We start from the raw sequence: 14,452 nt of genomic DNA, 5'->3' as shown, positions 1-14,452 counted from the left end.
CTCAATTTCCACTTTTATCACGCATTCCAAATAATAAAGGTCCGTTGTAACTCATTCCCATTATTTTTCCGGCTACCGCTGATAATGATGTGTAAAATTCTTCTCTGTAGATTAAACCCTTATCTGTTACCATTACTGCATGCGTCTCTTCCCCTCTCTCTAGTATTAATTCTGTCCCTTCTACTGGTAATTTATCGCTACTTATTCTTTTTCCCTTCTCTAGCCGATCTGCCAGATACTCTAGTCTTTTTGCTCCTTTTCTTGACATTTCTCCATACGCTTTTTCCTGCATTCTATAAGCTAATCTCGGTATCAGATATTTCTTTGAATATCTAGGCGCTTCTTCCCCATATACCTTCTTCCACATTTTTCTCAGCTCACTCAAAGGTTTTCTCTCTAAATTCATTACCTTCTTTTCTGTTTCTTCCTCCATGTTTTCAGCCTCTTATAAATAACTTCTCAATTCTGTCTGTTTCTTTCTTTAATACCTCGATTATCTCTTTACTATTTTTCGCATAATCCATTGCTGTCATTCCGAACTTATCTTCTTGCTCTATTTCTGCTCCTGCTTCCACTAACTCTTTTACTATTTCCACTTTTCCCATTATACATGCAAGGTGCAGCGGTGTGCATTTATTTCCATATTCCTCAGCATTTACGTCTGCTCCTGATTTTATCAATTCCCTCACGATTTCTAGACGTTTCTCCGTTACCGTTAGGTGCAGCGCTGTATATCCTTTCACATCTGCTGCATTCACATCCGCTCCTTTTTCGACTAATAACTTCACTGTTTTTGCGTCTACTGCGTAATGTAGAACTGTTCTTTCCTTTTCGTTTCTTGCATAAATACTTTTAAATGAGTTCTCTAATAATTCTTTTGCTGATTTATTAAATTTGCCAATCTTTAACATAATCCACCTCACCTTTTCTTTAAAATCAAGTCCCCTTTTTAAGCCTTTCTTCCTACTATATTTTCTACCTCATCTATCATTTCGTTCACTTGGTTCATTATTTTGTTTGCTAAATTTCGACATTCTTTCTTTATTAGCGATTTGTCTCTCTTCCTTATTTCTCCTATCTCTATTATTTTTAGCTCCGGCATGTAGCTTCCATTCAACATGTCTGCTATTTCTCCCACTAGCCCCTCTATTCCATAGCACGTCAGTTCTCTACTTTTTGTTACTCCTCCTTGTTCTCTCAGAAACTTACTCGCCTTTTCACTCTCTTTGCTATCACATAGATGATACTTTTCACTTTCCCAGATGTAATACATTGGTGTTGCGCCATATTTATTCAGTTGATTAACCTCAGCCCCTGCCTTTACCAGCTCTTTTATTATTTCAACTCCTGCTCCTCCTATTTTGCATGCAGAGTGCAGTGGCGTACATCCAGTGACATATTGAGTGGCATTTACTTCTGCTCCTTCCCTTAGCAGCACTTTTACATTTTCTAAACTTTTTGCGAATACTGCACAGTGCAGAGGTGTATAACCATTTTTATCTCTTGCATTAACCTCTGCCCCTTTTTTTATTAATAATCTCACTGTTTTGTAATCGGAGATTTCTACTGCTTGATGCAATATCGTCTCTCCTTCTTTATTTCTTTTATTAATGTCTTTAAATCCGTTACTTGATACTTCTTTAAAAAACTTACTCTTGCTAAAACTCATTTCATACCTCACAAAATTAGCTTTTCTAGCGCCAGACAAATTTCTTATATTTACCTGCTGCTATTCAAGTCATGTCCGTTTTAGCATGAGAAAGCAAGTCCTTTTCTTTTTATTTCATACACTTTAACCTGTTATTAATATAATATATGAGGATTTAAACATAAGTGCTTAACTTATTATAGATATTACTTGGCTATTTTTCCAATTTCTGTTCAAATGTCTATGTTCGTGCCACTTCAATACTCCCGGGTAAAACACTAAAATGTAATTTTCCGGTTCATGTATCGAATCTTTTTGGTCTGAATCTAAATCGTTTTCATACTTAATATTGTGTTCTGCTAAACCATATTTTGTAATCTTCTGATCTGTATAGTTTTCTACTTTGTAGTGGCGAGTAACGCTAAACCTTTCTAAAATTGGCTTGTGTTTTGAACTCCAATGCTGCCCTGAAAGTTTATCGCTTCCCAATACAAATTTATTTCCTCTTTCCTCTACACTACTTACTGGAAAACATGCGTTTATTTCTCCTAAGCTCCAACTGTTGTCTGATAATACTATCTGCGCTTTTGCAAATTTAATCGATGGTAATAAACTCTGCGGTAATGGATATAGTGCCTTTAAGTTGTACCACAAATGATCTCTTTCATAGATGCCTTTATAATCCCTTGTGTGAGGCTCGGTTTCTCCAAGGATTGCTACATCTAGGCGATATATATCATTGCTTAAAGCTCGTTCATAATGATCGCGTAGATAGTTTTCTATAATCCTAATAACTGGACCACTAGACCTGAAAAAATTTACTCTTCCAAATGATAACACTGGTCCATCTTTTTCTATTTTTACCCCTGAATAATCAGAAAGAAGATCTCCAAATAAACTCTCATCCAATATAAATCTCTGCGCATTATAATAATCGTTAAAAATCCTCATCAATCTGGATCTTACAGGCAGTGATAGTTTTGCCAGCTCTACTACTGCATCTACGAAGAAGTCATTTGGTACCTCTTTTATCCCTACTTGCAACTCAAAAAAGTGTTTACCGGGTGGCTCTTCAATAATTGTAATATCTTCTATATTTGCCCATTTTAATGCTATTTTTAGTGATGCTGGAGTTCCTCTCAGTCTTTGAAATTTTATTCCTTCTTTTATCGCCTTTCTTTTATCTTTTACCCAGTGTAGAATTTCTTCTAACCCGTATTCTTCAACCAACCACGGCAATACTTCTTCTTTTAGGTTAAATTTAAACCCTCTTATACAACCAGGATCTACTTTATAATCTATTGCATTAACCAGCGCTTTTTCTTGCTTTGTTGCATTTGGCGGTAATAAACTTTTCATTTGTCTTTTCTTTCAAGTTGCTTTAACTTTCTTTTATTTAGTTAACATATGAGTAAGCAAGAGATCATTGCAGAACTGATAAAAAACAAAGATATTCTCGGTATTAAAAATACTTTCTTTGATATTTGACTATATTGTTAATACCTTAAAAAATAAGTTGCAACAGCTAGGGGAAGGAGAATCTTTTCGTCTGCATAACATTGGTCATTTTTATCCAGTAAACCTTAAACCACTTATTGCACGTAATCCTCTCACTGGCACAAAGCAAAAAATACGTTTTAAATCCTATCTAACTTGACGTAGCTAAGCACCGCACACTCATTCCCCAGTACCACAACATCCTCTTTTGGTTCTATTAATTCTACGTTTTCTACACCATCTACAAATAAATTTGCTATTATCCATGATCTTGTAACACTCCATCCCAGCCTTCTACTTGCTTCAAACTTCTTAATGAACTGTTCCTTAATTTCCTCCTTTGATATTACAGAATTTATGCTCATTCTGCTGTGAATATCTATTTCCGTAATATTGCAACCAATTACTGTTATCGTATCTGTTAAAACCCTTATATCATCTCTAGTAACCTGCTTTTTTACAATTTCAAGTAGTTCTTCTGACACTATGCCAGTTGTGGATAATTGTGTTGATAAGATTGAAATTTGTACTTTCCCTGGTATAGGTGATTCTACTAGTGCATCTTTTACTCTACTATCTGCTGAAAGTGCATAATACCTATAATGTTCCTTGCTTCCTCCTGTTGACCAACCTGCTATTTTTGCTTTTACCCTCTTTCTAAATCGTTCGTCATCTTCTTCTTTCTGCCTCTCTACTCCATAAAATTCAGCCAAATTATCAAGATCTTCTTCCGTTGCAAATTTAAGTAAATTACTCTTTACTGCTTCGTTTATCCTTTGTCTGAGCAAAAGTTCTCTCCATGCTGCTACTTCTAATATCTTCATTGCTGGATCACTTTCCACCAATCCTGTAAAGCTTGCATCACGCTTCACTAACTCTTCCTTCATCCGAGAAAAAATCTCTTCAAAGTTCAGTGGTTCGATAATATTTGGCTGCTGCATTTTTAAACAACTACTCCATTAATATTTATGAACTTACCTTCTGAAAGATAGACACCTTCTAAATTCAATGTTACTCTCCCTTCTTTTACTCCTTCAACTTTTACTTTTTCTAACTTAAACCTCTTTTCCCATTTTTCCAAAGCTTCTGCAGTTGCTGCATATATCTCAAGTGTTAAATCTCTATTTATTGGCTTATCCACTAACTCAAATAATCTCGACCCATAATCCCTTCTCATGATCCTACTGTTAACAGGAGTGGTCAGTATATCAATTATTGATTGCTTTAAGTGCTCTATTCCTTCTAACGCTTTTCCTGTTTTAGTATCCATTCCTTTCATTTTTAGTCTGCAAACACGTCTTCACTGCCTTTTATTACTTTAAACCCACATGAAACTATATCTCCTACTCTTCCTATACTATAGCCATTTGCAAACACTGTTTTTGATCCTTCAGTTAATACTCTACTTTCTGTAAAATTATCTCCTTTTCGGCAAATTGGCTTACCATTTACAAAAACATTGTTACTCCCACTAATGCAAAAATGCGGTGTTACTTCTACACAATAATCTCCTACTCGCACAACCGATTTATTCATTTAATTAAGGTTTATTTTATCTGCCTTCAATTTTATTCCACTTTTTGTCATTTCTATTCTCGATCCCCCAGCTTTCAGTGTTATTTTGTCTACTACTTCAATCTCTAAATGATGCTTCTCTTTATCATATGTAAACTTTGTTCCATCTTGAAACTTCACACTATTTATTTCTTTTTTATTTTCTAGTGCAGGGTACTTTTCCTGATATATTCCTGGTAGTACTATTCCTAATGATAACTCTCCCAATGGTGACAATACTAATACCTGTTCATCGATATCTGGCGGAGACCAATCTCTATCTTTTCCTGCTTTACTCGTTATCCACGGTAAATAATCTGTTAAAAATTCTCCTATTTTCACTCTTACTTTTGCTTTTTCATAATCTACTTCTTTTACAACTCCTATACGAATGATATTCGCTACTTTTCTCTGTAACTCTGCAATGGCAAAATTATTTTCCAACATGCATTTCTCCCACTGCTATTTTATGTGGCTTAATTTTCCCCTCTTCCCATACTGATTTACCTAAATGAAGCTGATGACTCCAATCAACCATCCACACCAAATATGCATCTAATTCGGGTCTAAATCCGTCAATTTCCGCAGAGATAAATTCTCCTGGCGAAACATTTTTCACGTTCCAAGTATTTTTATTTACTACTCTCGCAACCTCAGCAGCTAATGTTCTGACAAGAATAGGTGCATTTTCTACCGTGCTATCAATTACTATTCGTGCTTCAAATCTTGCTTTCAGCGCTAATTCTTCTGTTCCAGGATCTTTTCCCGATTCTAAACTCACAAGCTCTACAAATAAGGCTGGCGCTAATAATTCTTTTCTTATTGATGGATAAATTTCACAAGTTTGAATTGCTGGTATTTCTCTCTTCAGCATAGTGCAGATTGCGTTATGCAAATCTTTGAAATTCATACACTTTCTGCAATATCACGTTCAAAAAATTTTGTAAAGACTTTCTCAATCTCATAATTAACAAGATCTCTTATTACTTTTGATGCTTCTGGTTTCAATGGCAACTTAACTTCCTTTATTGGCAATGCTGCTCTTCCTTCACGTTTAAAAATACCGCTATTTCCTTTTGGCATAACTGCTGCAAATCCTCCTATAAACTCATGCTTTCCTGCTTTCGATCCTCTTCTTATTTTTTGTATTTTGCCAATTGTCGATGCTCTAATGTCATAGAGATTTGCTCTAATTAACACTTCTAATCTGCTAGTTTTCACCTTAAAAATTCTTAATCTCTTTCTTATCAAACTTAATTTTATTCTCTTTTCCTCACTGATTTCCTTAGCTGCTTGTGATTTTAGCCATATTGCTGTTTTGTTCAGCGCTTTTATAGCTGCCAGTCTTATTTTCTGCTCTTTTCTTTCAATATTGGAGATTATTTCATTAATATTGTTATTAGTTTTTATATCAAACACTTTCTATTGCCTCAATTTTCCATATTTTACCTGAAGAATCTTTTAACGGTGGTTCAAAAATCTTGTAGAACCTTTTTTCAATCTTGATATAATCACCTGTGCTAAAGGAAGTAACGTCCTTGTATCTTGAAAAAAGCATCTAATGTTTTAAGCTTAAGCATTAGATGGAGGAGGGAAGAACTTTGGTAACGTCCTTAGATATTAAATCTGTTGCTCAGACAAGAGCTCCTTCCTCAAAAGTATAGGCTGGACGGTATCTTAGAAAGACCTAAATGGTTCTAATTCTGTATTCACAAGGTTAGCCTTACTTTTCATTTTAAATAGTAACGTATGGGGTTATATATGATCAACAACTTTTTAGGTATCGATGTTTCAAAAGAACACTTTGATGTTTTTCTCTCATTCATAAGCAAAAAAGGAAAACGTGAAACTAAAAAAAGGAAATTTAAAAACGATGATACTGGGTTTCAAGGCATGATGAACTTTCTACAAAAACATAACGTAGAAGAAGTAAAAGCCTGCATGGAAGCTACTGGTTGTTATAGTGAAGCTTTAGCTGAATTCCTCCACAACGCTGGACATTTTGTTAGTGTTGTAAACCCAGCTTGCATAAGGTTTTATGCAAAAAGTAAGCTTGCACGACAAAAGAATGACCAGACTGATGCGGAGATTATTGCAGATTATTGTCAAAGACAGGAACCAACTCGCTGGACACCACCTTCTTCTGAAAAGAAAAAATTAAAACATCTTTATCGTTGCTCAAATGCGTTAAAGGATGAGCTAACATTAGTAAACAATCATTTAGAAAAGAAAGAGAGACTGCCTGAAGAAGTTGTAAATGTTTGGGAAAATCTTGCAATGAACATAGAACAATCAATAGAAATAATAAAAAACTCCATACGTGAACTACTAAAACAACACAAAGAATTGCTGAAAGATTTTCAACTCCTATTAACTATTCCAGGCATAGGAGAAGAATCAGCAATAGCTATTTTAGCTGAAGTTCCTGATATAAAGGCTTTTATCAATGCCAGGCAATTGGCAGCATATGCTGGAACTATACCACGAAATGTAACGTCAGGTTCATCTGTGCATGCCAAACCCAGATTAAGTAAATCAGGTTCTCGAACATTATGTAAGGCTCTTTTTTTTCCTGCTATAACAGCTAAGAATTACAACCCAATTGTTATAACTTTCTGCCAGAGATTAAAGGAGAAAGGTAAGCATAATATGGCTATTGTTGGAGCTGCTATGCGTAAGTTACTTCATATAATTTTCGGTGTTTTAAGTTCAAGAAAGGCTTTTGATCCAGATCATATCAAAAACTATAGAGCTAGGAAATTGGCTGAAGGTTTAGTGCTTTAAAATCAAAAAATGCTCCAATCAGATTCTTATGTAAAATAGTATTTTACACAAATTTATTGAATGTTGTTGGTTAGTGGATATGTTGATAAGTAAATTAGTTCTATACAAATAAGACAGTAGAAATTTACTTATCAACATATCCACTAACTATAATCTGTATACTGCTATACAGGATTGGAAGTATTTTTTGAATAATTTTATCAATACTATTGCTAACTTCAACCTTGAACATCTTTTTTTCCGAACACTGTGCATTCTATATTCCACACTATTCCAGAATTATCCCGAAGTGGCGGGGAATGTACTTTATATTTACGATCATTAATAACAAAAATATCTCCTACCATTGGTTGTAATACATCAAAAACACTCACCTCAAGAAAAAGCATTTCTCCGATAAATTTTCCATCACCAACTTCATGAAGCTTATCCGGCTGTGTTTTCAGCACACGCACGAAATACGATTGCTCTTTATTCTTAGATTGGTATAATACTTTTTGCCCAAGGTGTAGAAAACAGTCTGCAAATAGCTGCCTCACACTCATGCTGCAGTAACTTTGATTAATAGCCCAGGGCGTTGGAAGCATTTTTTGATTTTATGATACAGCTTGAGTAATTTTTTTATTGACTGGCAAGACGGTATCTGATCACGTATTTCTATAGAAGCAATTTGCTGAGTTAATGCTCCATCTGCACCTAGAGAGTAAGTAGTCTCAGGACGTTTAATTAGCACTTTTATTCTGCGAATACCCTCCTTATTTCGATTACAATATATGGCTTCCACTCCTAGATGCTTAAAACAATCCTCCAATAATTGCTTAATATTCTCTTGCATATTTCTTTTTGATATACTAACCTTTACATGCTAAAAAAGCGCATACCGGTAGAGTCGTTCTGTGCCTCACCACCTTGTAGTTACTCTACCAGTATTGTTATGCTGCAACAATTTTTGCTAGTATTCCTGGTCTGTGGCACATTGGTAATGGATTTGACTGTGTATGTAAATCGGTCCCTCTATCAAACCTCCTTGGCTCTTGTTTTGCGTATAGTGGCTGTCCAAGAGTGTTTACTGTTTCATTAAAATCTGCTGGTGCAAAATATGTTGTAAATGTGCTTGCTGTTCCTACTGGAAAACAGTGCCCCGTATCTTTCTCAATAAATCTTCTCACGGTTCCTTCAGGATCTGTTGCTTGTCCTCTATATTCCTCAAATGTTATTCCACAAAACGTAAATCCTGACCTCATATCATTTCGAAGTGCTGCTCCTTCTTGCCATCTTTCATATGCTTCTTTCACTTTACTATGCGAAGTTAATGCATCAAAAAACTCAGGGCTTACCAAGGCATGAACTCCTGTCATATATTCACCACTTAGATTATCTTCTATATGCCGCAATACTTCCAGACACTTACGCTTTACATCAGTTGTCGCTGTTCCAAGGGCAAAATTTACTACTTTCGGTGTAATTTCAAATTCGTTGTAAAGGTTTAATAACTCTGACCCATCAGCATCTAAAATTATTCCTTTCAGCGCTCCCATTCGCAAATGCTCCAACGTTATTGCATGTTTATTTCTCATTAGCTGCAAATGATCAGTTATTACATCTGCCAGCGCTTTAAGTTCACTTTCTGACCCAAATGCTCTTATCCCCTGTACTTCCTCTGGCAGCACTACATCATCATGAGGAATATGTGGAATGGTAAACGTTCTTATTTTCCGTTTTCCTCGTTTTCCTACTGTTGCTGGTGCTCCTGGAACTTGTGTTGGCAGTAAACTCAATACTCCATTGTGTTCTTCTATGGTAATATGTCTAAATCTTACTGACCTACTTGGAAACAAATTTAAATTTTCAACTCGTCCATAATTTACCGGCAATATATTCATCGCATTTGTTAGTGCCGTCATACTAAATGCTGTATTTGTAAATGGATTTTGCATTGAATTTCTCCTTAAATTAGACTGTTTTGCGAATGATAATTCCACGTGTTTCTAGTTGTTTTATTGCTGCTATTTTTTGCTCTTCAGTTATATTTGCTGGCCATACAACAGCGTTATCAGCAAGTAAAGCTATTCGAGTAATTATTACTGCTTTTATGTCTGAATCTTTGCTGTTTACATCATTTAAAATTACTCCTATTGCGGTTTGTGTGCCATCGGTTGCTGTTGGATTTAAGACCCTAATAAAACCATCTTCAGTTTTTTTAGCAACTACTGCACCAAGTTTGATATTTTGACCTTTAGCTACTGTTATTTGCTCTCTTGAATATAGACTTGATGCCTCATACTTTAATATGTCACCTAGATTATTTTGCTCAGTTATACAACTCATAAATTTTTCTCCTTAATTGCTTACCGCCGCTTTTATCAATGCTATATACGGCGGTTATAAAATTAAATACACCGACTTTTCGCTACCTGCATCATCAACTCTTCTCCTGAATTCTGTGGTATTGCACTCAGTATCTCTGTCTTCTTCGTTCTCTCTGCAAGTAACTCCATTAAAACTTCCCTGGCTTGCTCAACACTTACGCTTTCCTTAATAAATTCTTCTATCTTTTCTGGCATCTTTGATATATTACATAATCTTATTATCTCTAAAATTTCTCTACGACAGTTCTCCTCAGTTAACTCATTAGTTGTCATACTAATACCAATTCTCATTGTTGGTCATTCAAATAGGATACATAGCAGAGTTGTTTAATTGTGGAGTAGGTAAGAGAAGTAATAAATTTACACAAAGCACTCTCAAGCAAAGCAATAGTATCGTATATTTTATTGCGCAAAATGTTCTGTTTTACATACAACCAAAGCCTCTCAACTGGATTGAGTTCAGGTGAGTATGGTGGTAGGTATATAATCTCAATATTTTTAGGTACCTTTAAACTTTTCGACTTATGCCAACTAGCACAATCCATAACAAGAAAGGCTTCTCGTGGTCCCAAATATTGAGACATTTGCTCAAGAAATATATTCATACAATCAGTGTTGACATTCGGTGCAAACAAGCTAGAATTCTCCCCATTTCTAGGATTAACTGCACTGTAGAGATAAAAATTTTCCCTACCTAATTTTACCTTAACTTTTGTTCTGACGCCTTTTTTAAACCATCCATGCCCGGTCTTTGAATGTGTGCCAAACCGCGATTCATCGAAGAAAAACAGCTCTTTTTCAGGATACTTGCCAATAACTTCGTTGAGATTTTTTTTTGAATTCCTCTTATTTTCTTTTATCTTGTACATTGTGTACTGGTCTTGGTGTAATATAAGAGAATTTCATCTTTTGCATATAGCGGTGTACTGTAGATTTGCTAATATTTAAGCCGAACTTTTCCTGGATTCTTATTCTCATTTCTTTAATGGTAATATTAGGATTTTCTCCTACCCATGCTTCAACTTGCTGTAGTTGAGCCTGATTTAATTTAGTTTTTCTACGCCGTTGTGGAGGAGCAAACAATTTTTCTTCTCTGCCTAATTTCAAGAGTTTTATCCACGAAGTTAGTGCGCTTCTTGAAATGCAATATATTTTTGCTACAGCCGTTATACTATGCTTTTTTGCTGCAATTACAGCATTTAGTTTTTTTGCAACATATGCATTGTTCCTTACTTTCTTCAGCATTTTTTTTGCTGATTTTACTACTTCTTCATCCAATAATTTTGATCTTAGTGCCATTTATACCTCGACTATTTCACTTATTTCATTATGGCTTGTCTTCTATTATTGTCTATCTGTTTGCCGTGTAATGGGAATTGGTATAACACTCCTACTTTTATGATTATTGATAAATTCAAAAAATGTTGTAACTCGATCTGCAAGGCCTATTTCTACTGCTTTCTCCCCAAAATATAGCCCTGCCTCTGTTGATCGAATCTTTTCAATTGAAAGACCTCTGTTCCTTGCTATTAGCTGCACAAACATTTCATATAGTCGGTCTACTTCTTTTTGTAAGCTTTCCAGACTTTCAGACGTCACTGGCTCATGCGGATTTAAATCATTTTTTCTACTTCCTGCAAATACTGTGGTATATTTTATTCCACATTTTTCATCAAATCCACTTTGATCTATATGACTTGCTATTACTCCTATACTTCCTACTCCTGAAGTTCTACTCAAAAATACCTTTTCAGCGCTTGAAACTATAGCATATGCAGCAGAGTATGCATCATCATTTGCTATCGCTATTATCCTCTTTTTTCCTCTTGCACTATAGATAAAATCAGCCAAGTCGAAAATACCGTTTACTTCTCCTCCTGGGCTATCTATTTCCAGTATAATTGTCTCTATGCTTTTATCTTCTAAAGCACTCTCTATCTCTTCATGAATATTTTCATACGAAGTCATGTCTAAAATATGATCAAAAGCTTCTGTTTTTTTAGTCAAAACTCCATAAATACGTATTATTGCTATTCCTTTTGGGTTTATATGAAAATACTTTGAGTTCTTAAAGATAGGTTGTTTGCTGTTATATAATGATAGTAGTTCAAAGCTTCTTCTCTCTACCATTATTGGCTTATTTATCCACATCACCTTCCTTTCCTTATTCTACTTTATGGTTAACGTCAGAATCGAAACAAAGTCCAAAAGAATTAGCACGCTTTTGATCTTCTGCTATTTCTTGGTCAATTTCTTCTACATCGTAACCCATTTCTGATACTACTTCTGCTCGACTTTTGAAGCCATTCCTTACTGCCATTTGCTGTGCTTGCTGATCTTTCAGTGGATCCACCCAATCAAATCCCTGTGGTATCCATTTTACTTCTTCTTTCACTACTTTTTCATCTATACTCAGTTCTCCACAAAGTACTGCTAACTCTAGCCATCTACTCCATACTGGCCTGCAAAACTGAAATACTATAATGTTGTGTTGCAGCATAGCGCATCGACGACGAAACTCTATTAATCCCGCTCGAATGGATGAATAATTAACGCCTGTTAAATCTCCTGTTAGTTGCTCATATGTTATCCCTGTGCCTATTGCTATTGCCCTCAGTTGCTGTCTCATAAATGCTTCATAACTTCCCCCAACATCAGACGGCTCTGAAAATTTTATGTCTTCTCCTGGGTCTAAAAGCTGCATTGTTCCTGGCTCTAAACCTGATAGTGCTACTCCTTGCTCATTACTTTCACCTTCTCCCATGATATTTGCTTCTGGATCGAGTCTCGTAATAAACCCTGCAAACATCGCTGCTGTCTTTTTTCTCACTAATTCTGCATCGTCGTATTGATCAAGCTCATAAAGCTTTAGCAGTATATTAGAAAGCCATGGTTCTCCTCTTATCTGCCCAGGTCTTAGTGGTTTATAAATATGTAAAACATCGTTTGCTGGTACTCTCACTGACTCTCCAAACGTACTTTCACCAGGGTGTTCTTTAAATAGGTAGTATGCTTCTCTTTGCCCAAGCCTGTTAAACTCAATCCCGTTTCTTATTACATTACCATTTCCTAAAGTTTGATTTGTTTTATTGTCTAAATGTTCAGACTCAAGTACTTGCAATTGTAATGGTACACAAAGACCATCTTCTCGTTTTCTTGTTCGGAGTCTCACAAAGCATTCCCCTCCTTCTATCATGCTCCTACATACCAGAGCTTGTAATCCATAAAAATCACTTACTCCGCTACTGTCTGCTTCATCTGTCCATCTTAGCCATAATTCTTGCATCTTCTTTCGAAATTCTGCATTCCTTGCTTTTGATTGTGGTTTTATTCCTGTTCCAATAGAGTTACTTACTATTGTATCAATGATATTTGCCGCATATGGATTTTTTCTTACCATATCACGAGAGCGGCTACGCAAGTGCTCAAGGCTTTGAGAAAGCAAATTATTTATGCTTCCTGTTTCTCCTTGCCAATACATTACTCTTTTTCCTGAGCCTGATGCATCCCATGCAGAATTTTTTATTTTTGGCTTACTAAATAGTTGTTTGAACGATTTTAATAGCATTACTTTTCCTTATCTGAAATTTTCAATAATTCAGCCTCTAGCTCTTCTATTGTTGGTAGCGCTGTTTTTATCTCTTCTGGTAGGTTTTCAGTTATTCGATATTCAGCAAGGCCTATCGGTTTGGTCATATCCTTTAGCGTGTATTTTGCTAGTACATCATTTTTAGATTTACATAAAATTAATCCTATAGATGGTTGATCTGTCTCATGCTTCAGTAAATCATCAACTGCTGAAAGATAAAAATTCATTTTTCCTGCATATTCAGGTTTAAATTTTTTATCTTTTAATTCAATCACCACAAAACAACGTAGCTTCAAGTGGTAAAACAATAAATCTATGTAGAAATCGTCATCGCCAACATCTAAATGAAATTGTCTACCAACAAACGCAAATCCTTCCCCTAGCTCAAGCAAAAACTTCTCTACATGGCCTACAAGTCCTTTTTCTACTTCTCTTTCGTGAGCATCGTCTCCTATACTCAAAAAATCAAAAATATATGGATCTTTTAATGTATAATGCGCTAAATCTGATTGAGGTGAAGGTAACTTCTCTTTAAAATTAGTGATAGCTTTTCCCTGACGTTTATGTAACCCAAGTTCAATCTGCATTACCATAATGTTTCTTGACCAGCCATGTTCTATAGCTTCTTTTATGTAGAATAGCCTCGTTTCTTTGTCTCGAACTAAGTCCATCAGAAATACATTATGTCCCCATGGCAATTGGGCAACAAGTTGTTGCACAAATTCAATATCTTGATATTCCCCTGCAAACTGCCTCATATATTTTAGATTCCTTGTGCTAAAACCTTTCATTTCTGGAAACTCAGCCTTTAAATCTCTACTTAACTGCTCAATTACTTTGGATCCCCAATCTTGGCTCTTTTGTTTTTCTAGAATCTGTGTTCCAATATAATGATAAAGTAGTAGTAGCTCTTTATTTACTGTTCTTGCTGCTTTATAACGACTAGTAGCAATCTGTTCTTTGAGCTGCTCTAAAAATTCTGTATATTCTTTTGCTATAATTTTTGTCATA

20 protein-coding genes and 2 pseudogenes are annotated in these 14,452 nt (G+C 35.3%); 2 read left to right on the top strand and 20 right to left on the bottom strand.

The window, feature by feature from the left end; translation table 11 throughout:
• Window position 1: 1 nt before the first annotated feature.
• From ACWHVF_RS01840 to ACWHVF_RS01825, 4 genes are all read right to left on the bottom strand, one after another.
• Entirely contained in the window at window positions 2-433 is a 432-nt protein-coding gene (locus ACWHVF_RS01840) for a DUF2924 domain-containing protein (RefSeq protein ID WP_064085968.1), read from the bottom strand.
• Window positions 434-437: 4 nt separating this feature from the next.
• Window positions 438-911 (bottom strand): ankyrin repeat domain-containing protein, encoded by a 474-nt coding sequence (locus ACWHVF_RS01835; protein ID WP_064085972.1) that lies wholly within the window; start codon window positions 909-911, stop codon window positions 438-440.
• A 38-nt stretch (window positions 912-949) separates the two neighbouring features.
• Entirely contained in the window at window positions 950-1,669 is a 720-nt protein-coding gene (locus ACWHVF_RS01830) for an ankyrin repeat domain-containing protein (protein WP_447933105.1), read from the bottom strand.
• Window positions 1,670-1,837: 168 nt separating this feature from the next.
• A complete protein-coding gene (locus ACWHVF_RS01825; protein WP_064085970.1) occupies window positions 1,838-3,007 on the bottom strand; it encodes a phage tail protein in 1,170 nt (389 codons plus the stop codon).
• 118 nt (window positions 3,008-3,125) lie between these two features.
• Here ACWHVF_RS01825 and ACWHVF_RS01820 point away from each other — a divergent pair, with 118 nt between their 5' ends.
• Complete coding sequence (locus ACWHVF_RS01820) at window positions 3,126-3,305, top strand: HU family DNA-binding protein (RefSeq protein WP_064085971.1); 180 nt, start codon at window positions 3,126-3,128, stop codon at window positions 3,303-3,305.
• Here ACWHVF_RS01820 and ACWHVF_RS01815 read toward each other — a convergent pair.
• Genes ACWHVF_RS01815 through ACWHVF_RS01785 form a run of 7 tightly spaced genes read right to left on the bottom strand, consistent with a single transcriptional unit; the run spans window position 3,286 to window position 6,257 of the window.
• Complete coding sequence (locus ACWHVF_RS01815; RefSeq protein ID WP_447933104.1) at window positions 3,286-4,086, bottom strand: baseplate assembly protein; 801 nt, start codon at window positions 4,084-4,086, stop codon at window positions 3,286-3,288. The genes ACWHVF_RS01820 and ACWHVF_RS01815 overlap by 20 nt on opposite strands.
• Before the next feature lie 2 nt (window positions 4,087-4,088).
• Window positions 4,089-4,424 carry a GPW/gp25 family protein gene (locus ACWHVF_RS01810; protein ID WP_064124755.1) on the bottom strand — a complete coding sequence of 112 codons (336 nt, stop codon included), beginning with the start codon at window positions 4,422-4,424 and terminating at the stop codon, window positions 4,089-4,091.
• Between the two features lie 2 nt (window positions 4,425-4,426).
• Window positions 4,427-4,681: a PAAR domain-containing protein gene (locus ACWHVF_RS01805; protein WP_064124756.1), complete on the bottom strand. Its 255-nt coding sequence runs from the start codon at window positions 4,679-4,681 to the stop codon at window positions 4,427-4,429.
• Complete coding sequence (locus ACWHVF_RS01800) at window positions 4,682-5,146, bottom strand: phage baseplate assembly protein V (protein ID WP_064124757.1); 465 nt, start codon at window positions 5,144-5,146, stop codon at window positions 4,682-4,684.
• Complete coding sequence (locus ACWHVF_RS01795; protein ID WP_064124758.1) at window positions 5,133-5,609, bottom strand: hypothetical protein; 477 nt, start codon at window positions 5,607-5,609, stop codon at window positions 5,133-5,135. The genes ACWHVF_RS01800 and ACWHVF_RS01795 overlap by 14 nt, the downstream gene beginning before the upstream one ends.
• Window positions 5,606-6,118 carry a phage tail protein gene (locus ACWHVF_RS01790; protein WP_447933103.1) on the bottom strand — a complete coding sequence of 171 codons (513 nt, stop codon included), beginning with the start codon at window positions 6,116-6,118 and terminating at the stop codon, window positions 5,606-5,608. The genes ACWHVF_RS01795 and ACWHVF_RS01790 overlap by 4 nt, the downstream gene beginning before the upstream one ends.
• The gene (locus ACWHVF_RS01785; RefSeq protein ID WP_156488139.1) at window positions 6,111-6,257 is read right to left on the bottom strand and encodes a head-tail joining protein; all 147 of its coding nucleotides are present in this window, start codon (window positions 6,255-6,257) and stop codon (window positions 6,111-6,113) included. Before ACWHVF_RS01785 ends, ACWHVF_RS01790 begins: the two co-directional genes overlap by 8 nt.
• Window positions 6,258-6,460: 203 nt before the next feature.
• On the opposite strand from ACWHVF_RS01785, the gene ACWHVF_RS01780 reads away from it, so the two are divergent.
• The gene (locus tag ACWHVF_RS01780) at window positions 6,461-7,483 is read left to right on the top strand and encodes an IS110 family transposase (RefSeq protein WP_064124690.1); all 1,023 of its coding nucleotides are present in this window, start codon (window positions 6,461-6,463) and stop codon (window positions 7,481-7,483) included.
• Window positions 7,484-7,701: 218 nt separating this feature from the next.
• On the opposite strand, the gene ACWHVF_RS01775 is transcribed toward ACWHVF_RS01780, so the two are convergent.
• The 9 genes and pseudogenes from ACWHVF_RS01775 to ACWHVF_RS01735 form a co-directional block, all read right to left on the bottom strand.
• Window positions 7,702-8,028, bottom strand: a complete 327-nt coding sequence (locus ACWHVF_RS01775; RefSeq protein ID WP_064124689.1) for a head-tail joining protein — start codon at window positions 8,026-8,028, stop codon at window positions 7,702-7,704.
• Window positions 8,025-8,318 (bottom strand): head-tail joining protein, encoded by a 294-nt coding sequence (locus ACWHVF_RS01770; protein WP_064124688.1) that lies wholly within the window; start codon window positions 8,316-8,318, stop codon window positions 8,025-8,027. The genes ACWHVF_RS01775 and ACWHVF_RS01770 overlap by 4 nt, the downstream gene beginning before the upstream one ends.
• A gap of 97 nt (window positions 8,319-8,415) precedes the next feature.
• On the bottom strand, window positions 8,416-9,420 hold the full coding sequence (locus ACWHVF_RS01765; RefSeq protein WP_447933102.1) for a major capsid protein: 1,005 nt from the start codon (window positions 9,418-9,420) through the stop codon (window positions 8,416-8,418).
• Window positions 9,421-9,436: 16 nt separating this feature from the next.
• Window positions 9,437-9,811, bottom strand: coding sequence for a head decoration protein (locus ACWHVF_RS01760; protein ID WP_447933101.1), 375 nt, complete (start codon window positions 9,809-9,811; stop codon window positions 9,437-9,439).
• A 62-nt stretch (window positions 9,812-9,873) separates the two neighbouring features.
• Window positions 9,874-10,092, bottom strand: a pseudogene (locus ACWHVF_RS01755) (S49 family peptidase); the annotation flags it as partial.
• A 47-nt stretch (window positions 10,093-10,139) separates the two neighbouring features.
• A protein-coding gene (locus ACWHVF_RS01750) for an IS630 family transposase (protein WP_447933063.1) occupies window positions 10,140-11,151 on the bottom strand; the annotation gives its coding sequence in 2 pieces (ribosomal slippage) (window positions 10,140-10,700 and window positions 10,702-11,151; 1,011 coding nt in all).
• A 93-nt stretch (window positions 11,152-11,244) separates the two neighbouring features.
• Window positions 11,245-12,003, bottom strand: a pseudogene (locus tag ACWHVF_RS01745) (S49 family peptidase); the annotation flags it as partial.
• Window positions 12,004-12,016: 13 nt separating this feature from the next.
• Window positions 12,017-13,420, bottom strand: a complete 1,404-nt coding sequence (locus tag ACWHVF_RS01740; protein ID WP_447933100.1) for a phage portal protein — start codon at window positions 13,418-13,420, stop codon at window positions 12,017-12,019.
• A complete protein-coding gene (locus tag ACWHVF_RS01735) occupies window positions 13,420-14,451 on the bottom strand; it encodes a PDDEXK nuclease domain-containing protein (protein WP_447933099.1) in 1,032 nt (343 codons plus the stop codon). The genes ACWHVF_RS01740 and ACWHVF_RS01735 overlap by 1 nt, the downstream gene beginning before the upstream one ends.
• Window position 14,452: the final 1 nt, after the last annotated feature.

This window comes from Wolbachia endosymbiont of Dactylopius coccus (genome assembly GCF_977011065.1).
The sequence above is the reverse complement of the archived record's forward strand: the minus strand, read 5'-3'. Positions and strand labels throughout refer to the sequence as shown.

Bases quoted from the DNA above. Each gene is read 5' to 3' on its own strand.
- ACWHVF_RS01775 (WP_064124689.1), bottom strand. From the start codon at position 8,028: ATGAGTGTGAGGCAGCTATTTGCAGACTGTTTTCTACACCTTGGGCAA.
- ACWHVF_RS01835 (WP_064085972.1), bottom strand. From the start codon at position 911: ATGTTAAAGATTGGCAAATTTAATAAATCAGCAAAAGAATTATTAGAG.
- ACWHVF_RS01770 (WP_064124688.1), bottom strand. From the start codon at position 8,318: ATGCAAGAGAATATTAAGCAATTATTGGAGGATTGTTTTAAGCATCTA.
- ACWHVF_RS01765 (WP_447933102.1), bottom strand. From the start codon at position 9,420: ATGCAAAATCCATTTACAAATACAGCATTTAGTATGACGGCACTAACA.
- ACWHVF_RS01840 (WP_064085968.1), bottom strand. From the start codon at position 433: ATGGAGGAAGAAACAGAAAAGAAGGTAATGAATTTAGAGAGAAAACCT.
- ACWHVF_RS01805 (WP_064124756.1), bottom strand. From the start codon at position 4,681: ATGAATAAATCGGTTGTGCGAGTAGGAGATTATTGTGTAGAAGTAACA.
- ACWHVF_RS01815 (WP_447933104.1), bottom strand. From the start codon at position 4,086: ATGCAGCAGCCAAATATTATCGAACCACTGAACTTTGAAGAGATTTTT.
- ACWHVF_RS01810 (WP_064124755.1), bottom strand. From the start codon at position 4,424: ATGAAAGGAATGGATACTAAAACAGGAAAAGCGTTAGAAGGAATAGAG.
- ACWHVF_RS01760 (WP_447933101.1), bottom strand. From the start codon at position 9,811: ATGAGTTGTATAACTGAGCAAAATAATCTAGGTGACATATTAAAGTAT.
- ACWHVF_RS01825 (WP_064085970.1), bottom strand. From the start codon at position 3,007: ATGAAAAGTTTATTACCGCCAAATGCAACAAAGCAAGAAAAAGCGCTG.
- ACWHVF_RS01800 (WP_064124757.1), bottom strand. From the start codon at position 5,146: ATGTTGGAAAATAATTTTGCCATTGCAGAGTTACAGAGAAAAGTAGCG.
- ACWHVF_RS01785 (WP_156488139.1), bottom strand. From the start codon at position 6,257: ATGCTTTTTTCAAGATACAAGGACGTTACTTCCTTTAGCACAGGTGAT.
- ACWHVF_RS01780 (WP_064124690.1), top strand. From the start codon at position 6,461: ATGATCAACAACTTTTTAGGTATCGATGTTTCAAAAGAACACTTTGAT.
- ACWHVF_RS01830 (WP_447933105.1), bottom strand. From the start codon at position 1,669: ATGAGTTTTAGCAAGAGTAAGTTTTTTAAAGAAGTATCAAGTAACGGA.
- ACWHVF_RS01735 (WP_447933099.1), bottom strand. From the start codon at position 14,451: ATGACAAAAATTATAGCAAAAGAATATACAGAATTTTTAGAGCAGCTC.
- ACWHVF_RS01740 (WP_447933100.1), bottom strand. From the start codon at position 13,420: ATGCTATTAAAATCGTTCAAACAACTATTTAGTAAGCCAAAAATAAAA.
- ACWHVF_RS01795 (WP_064124758.1), bottom strand. From the start codon at position 5,609: ATGAATTTCAAAGATTTGCATAACGCAATCTGCACTATGCTGAAGAGA.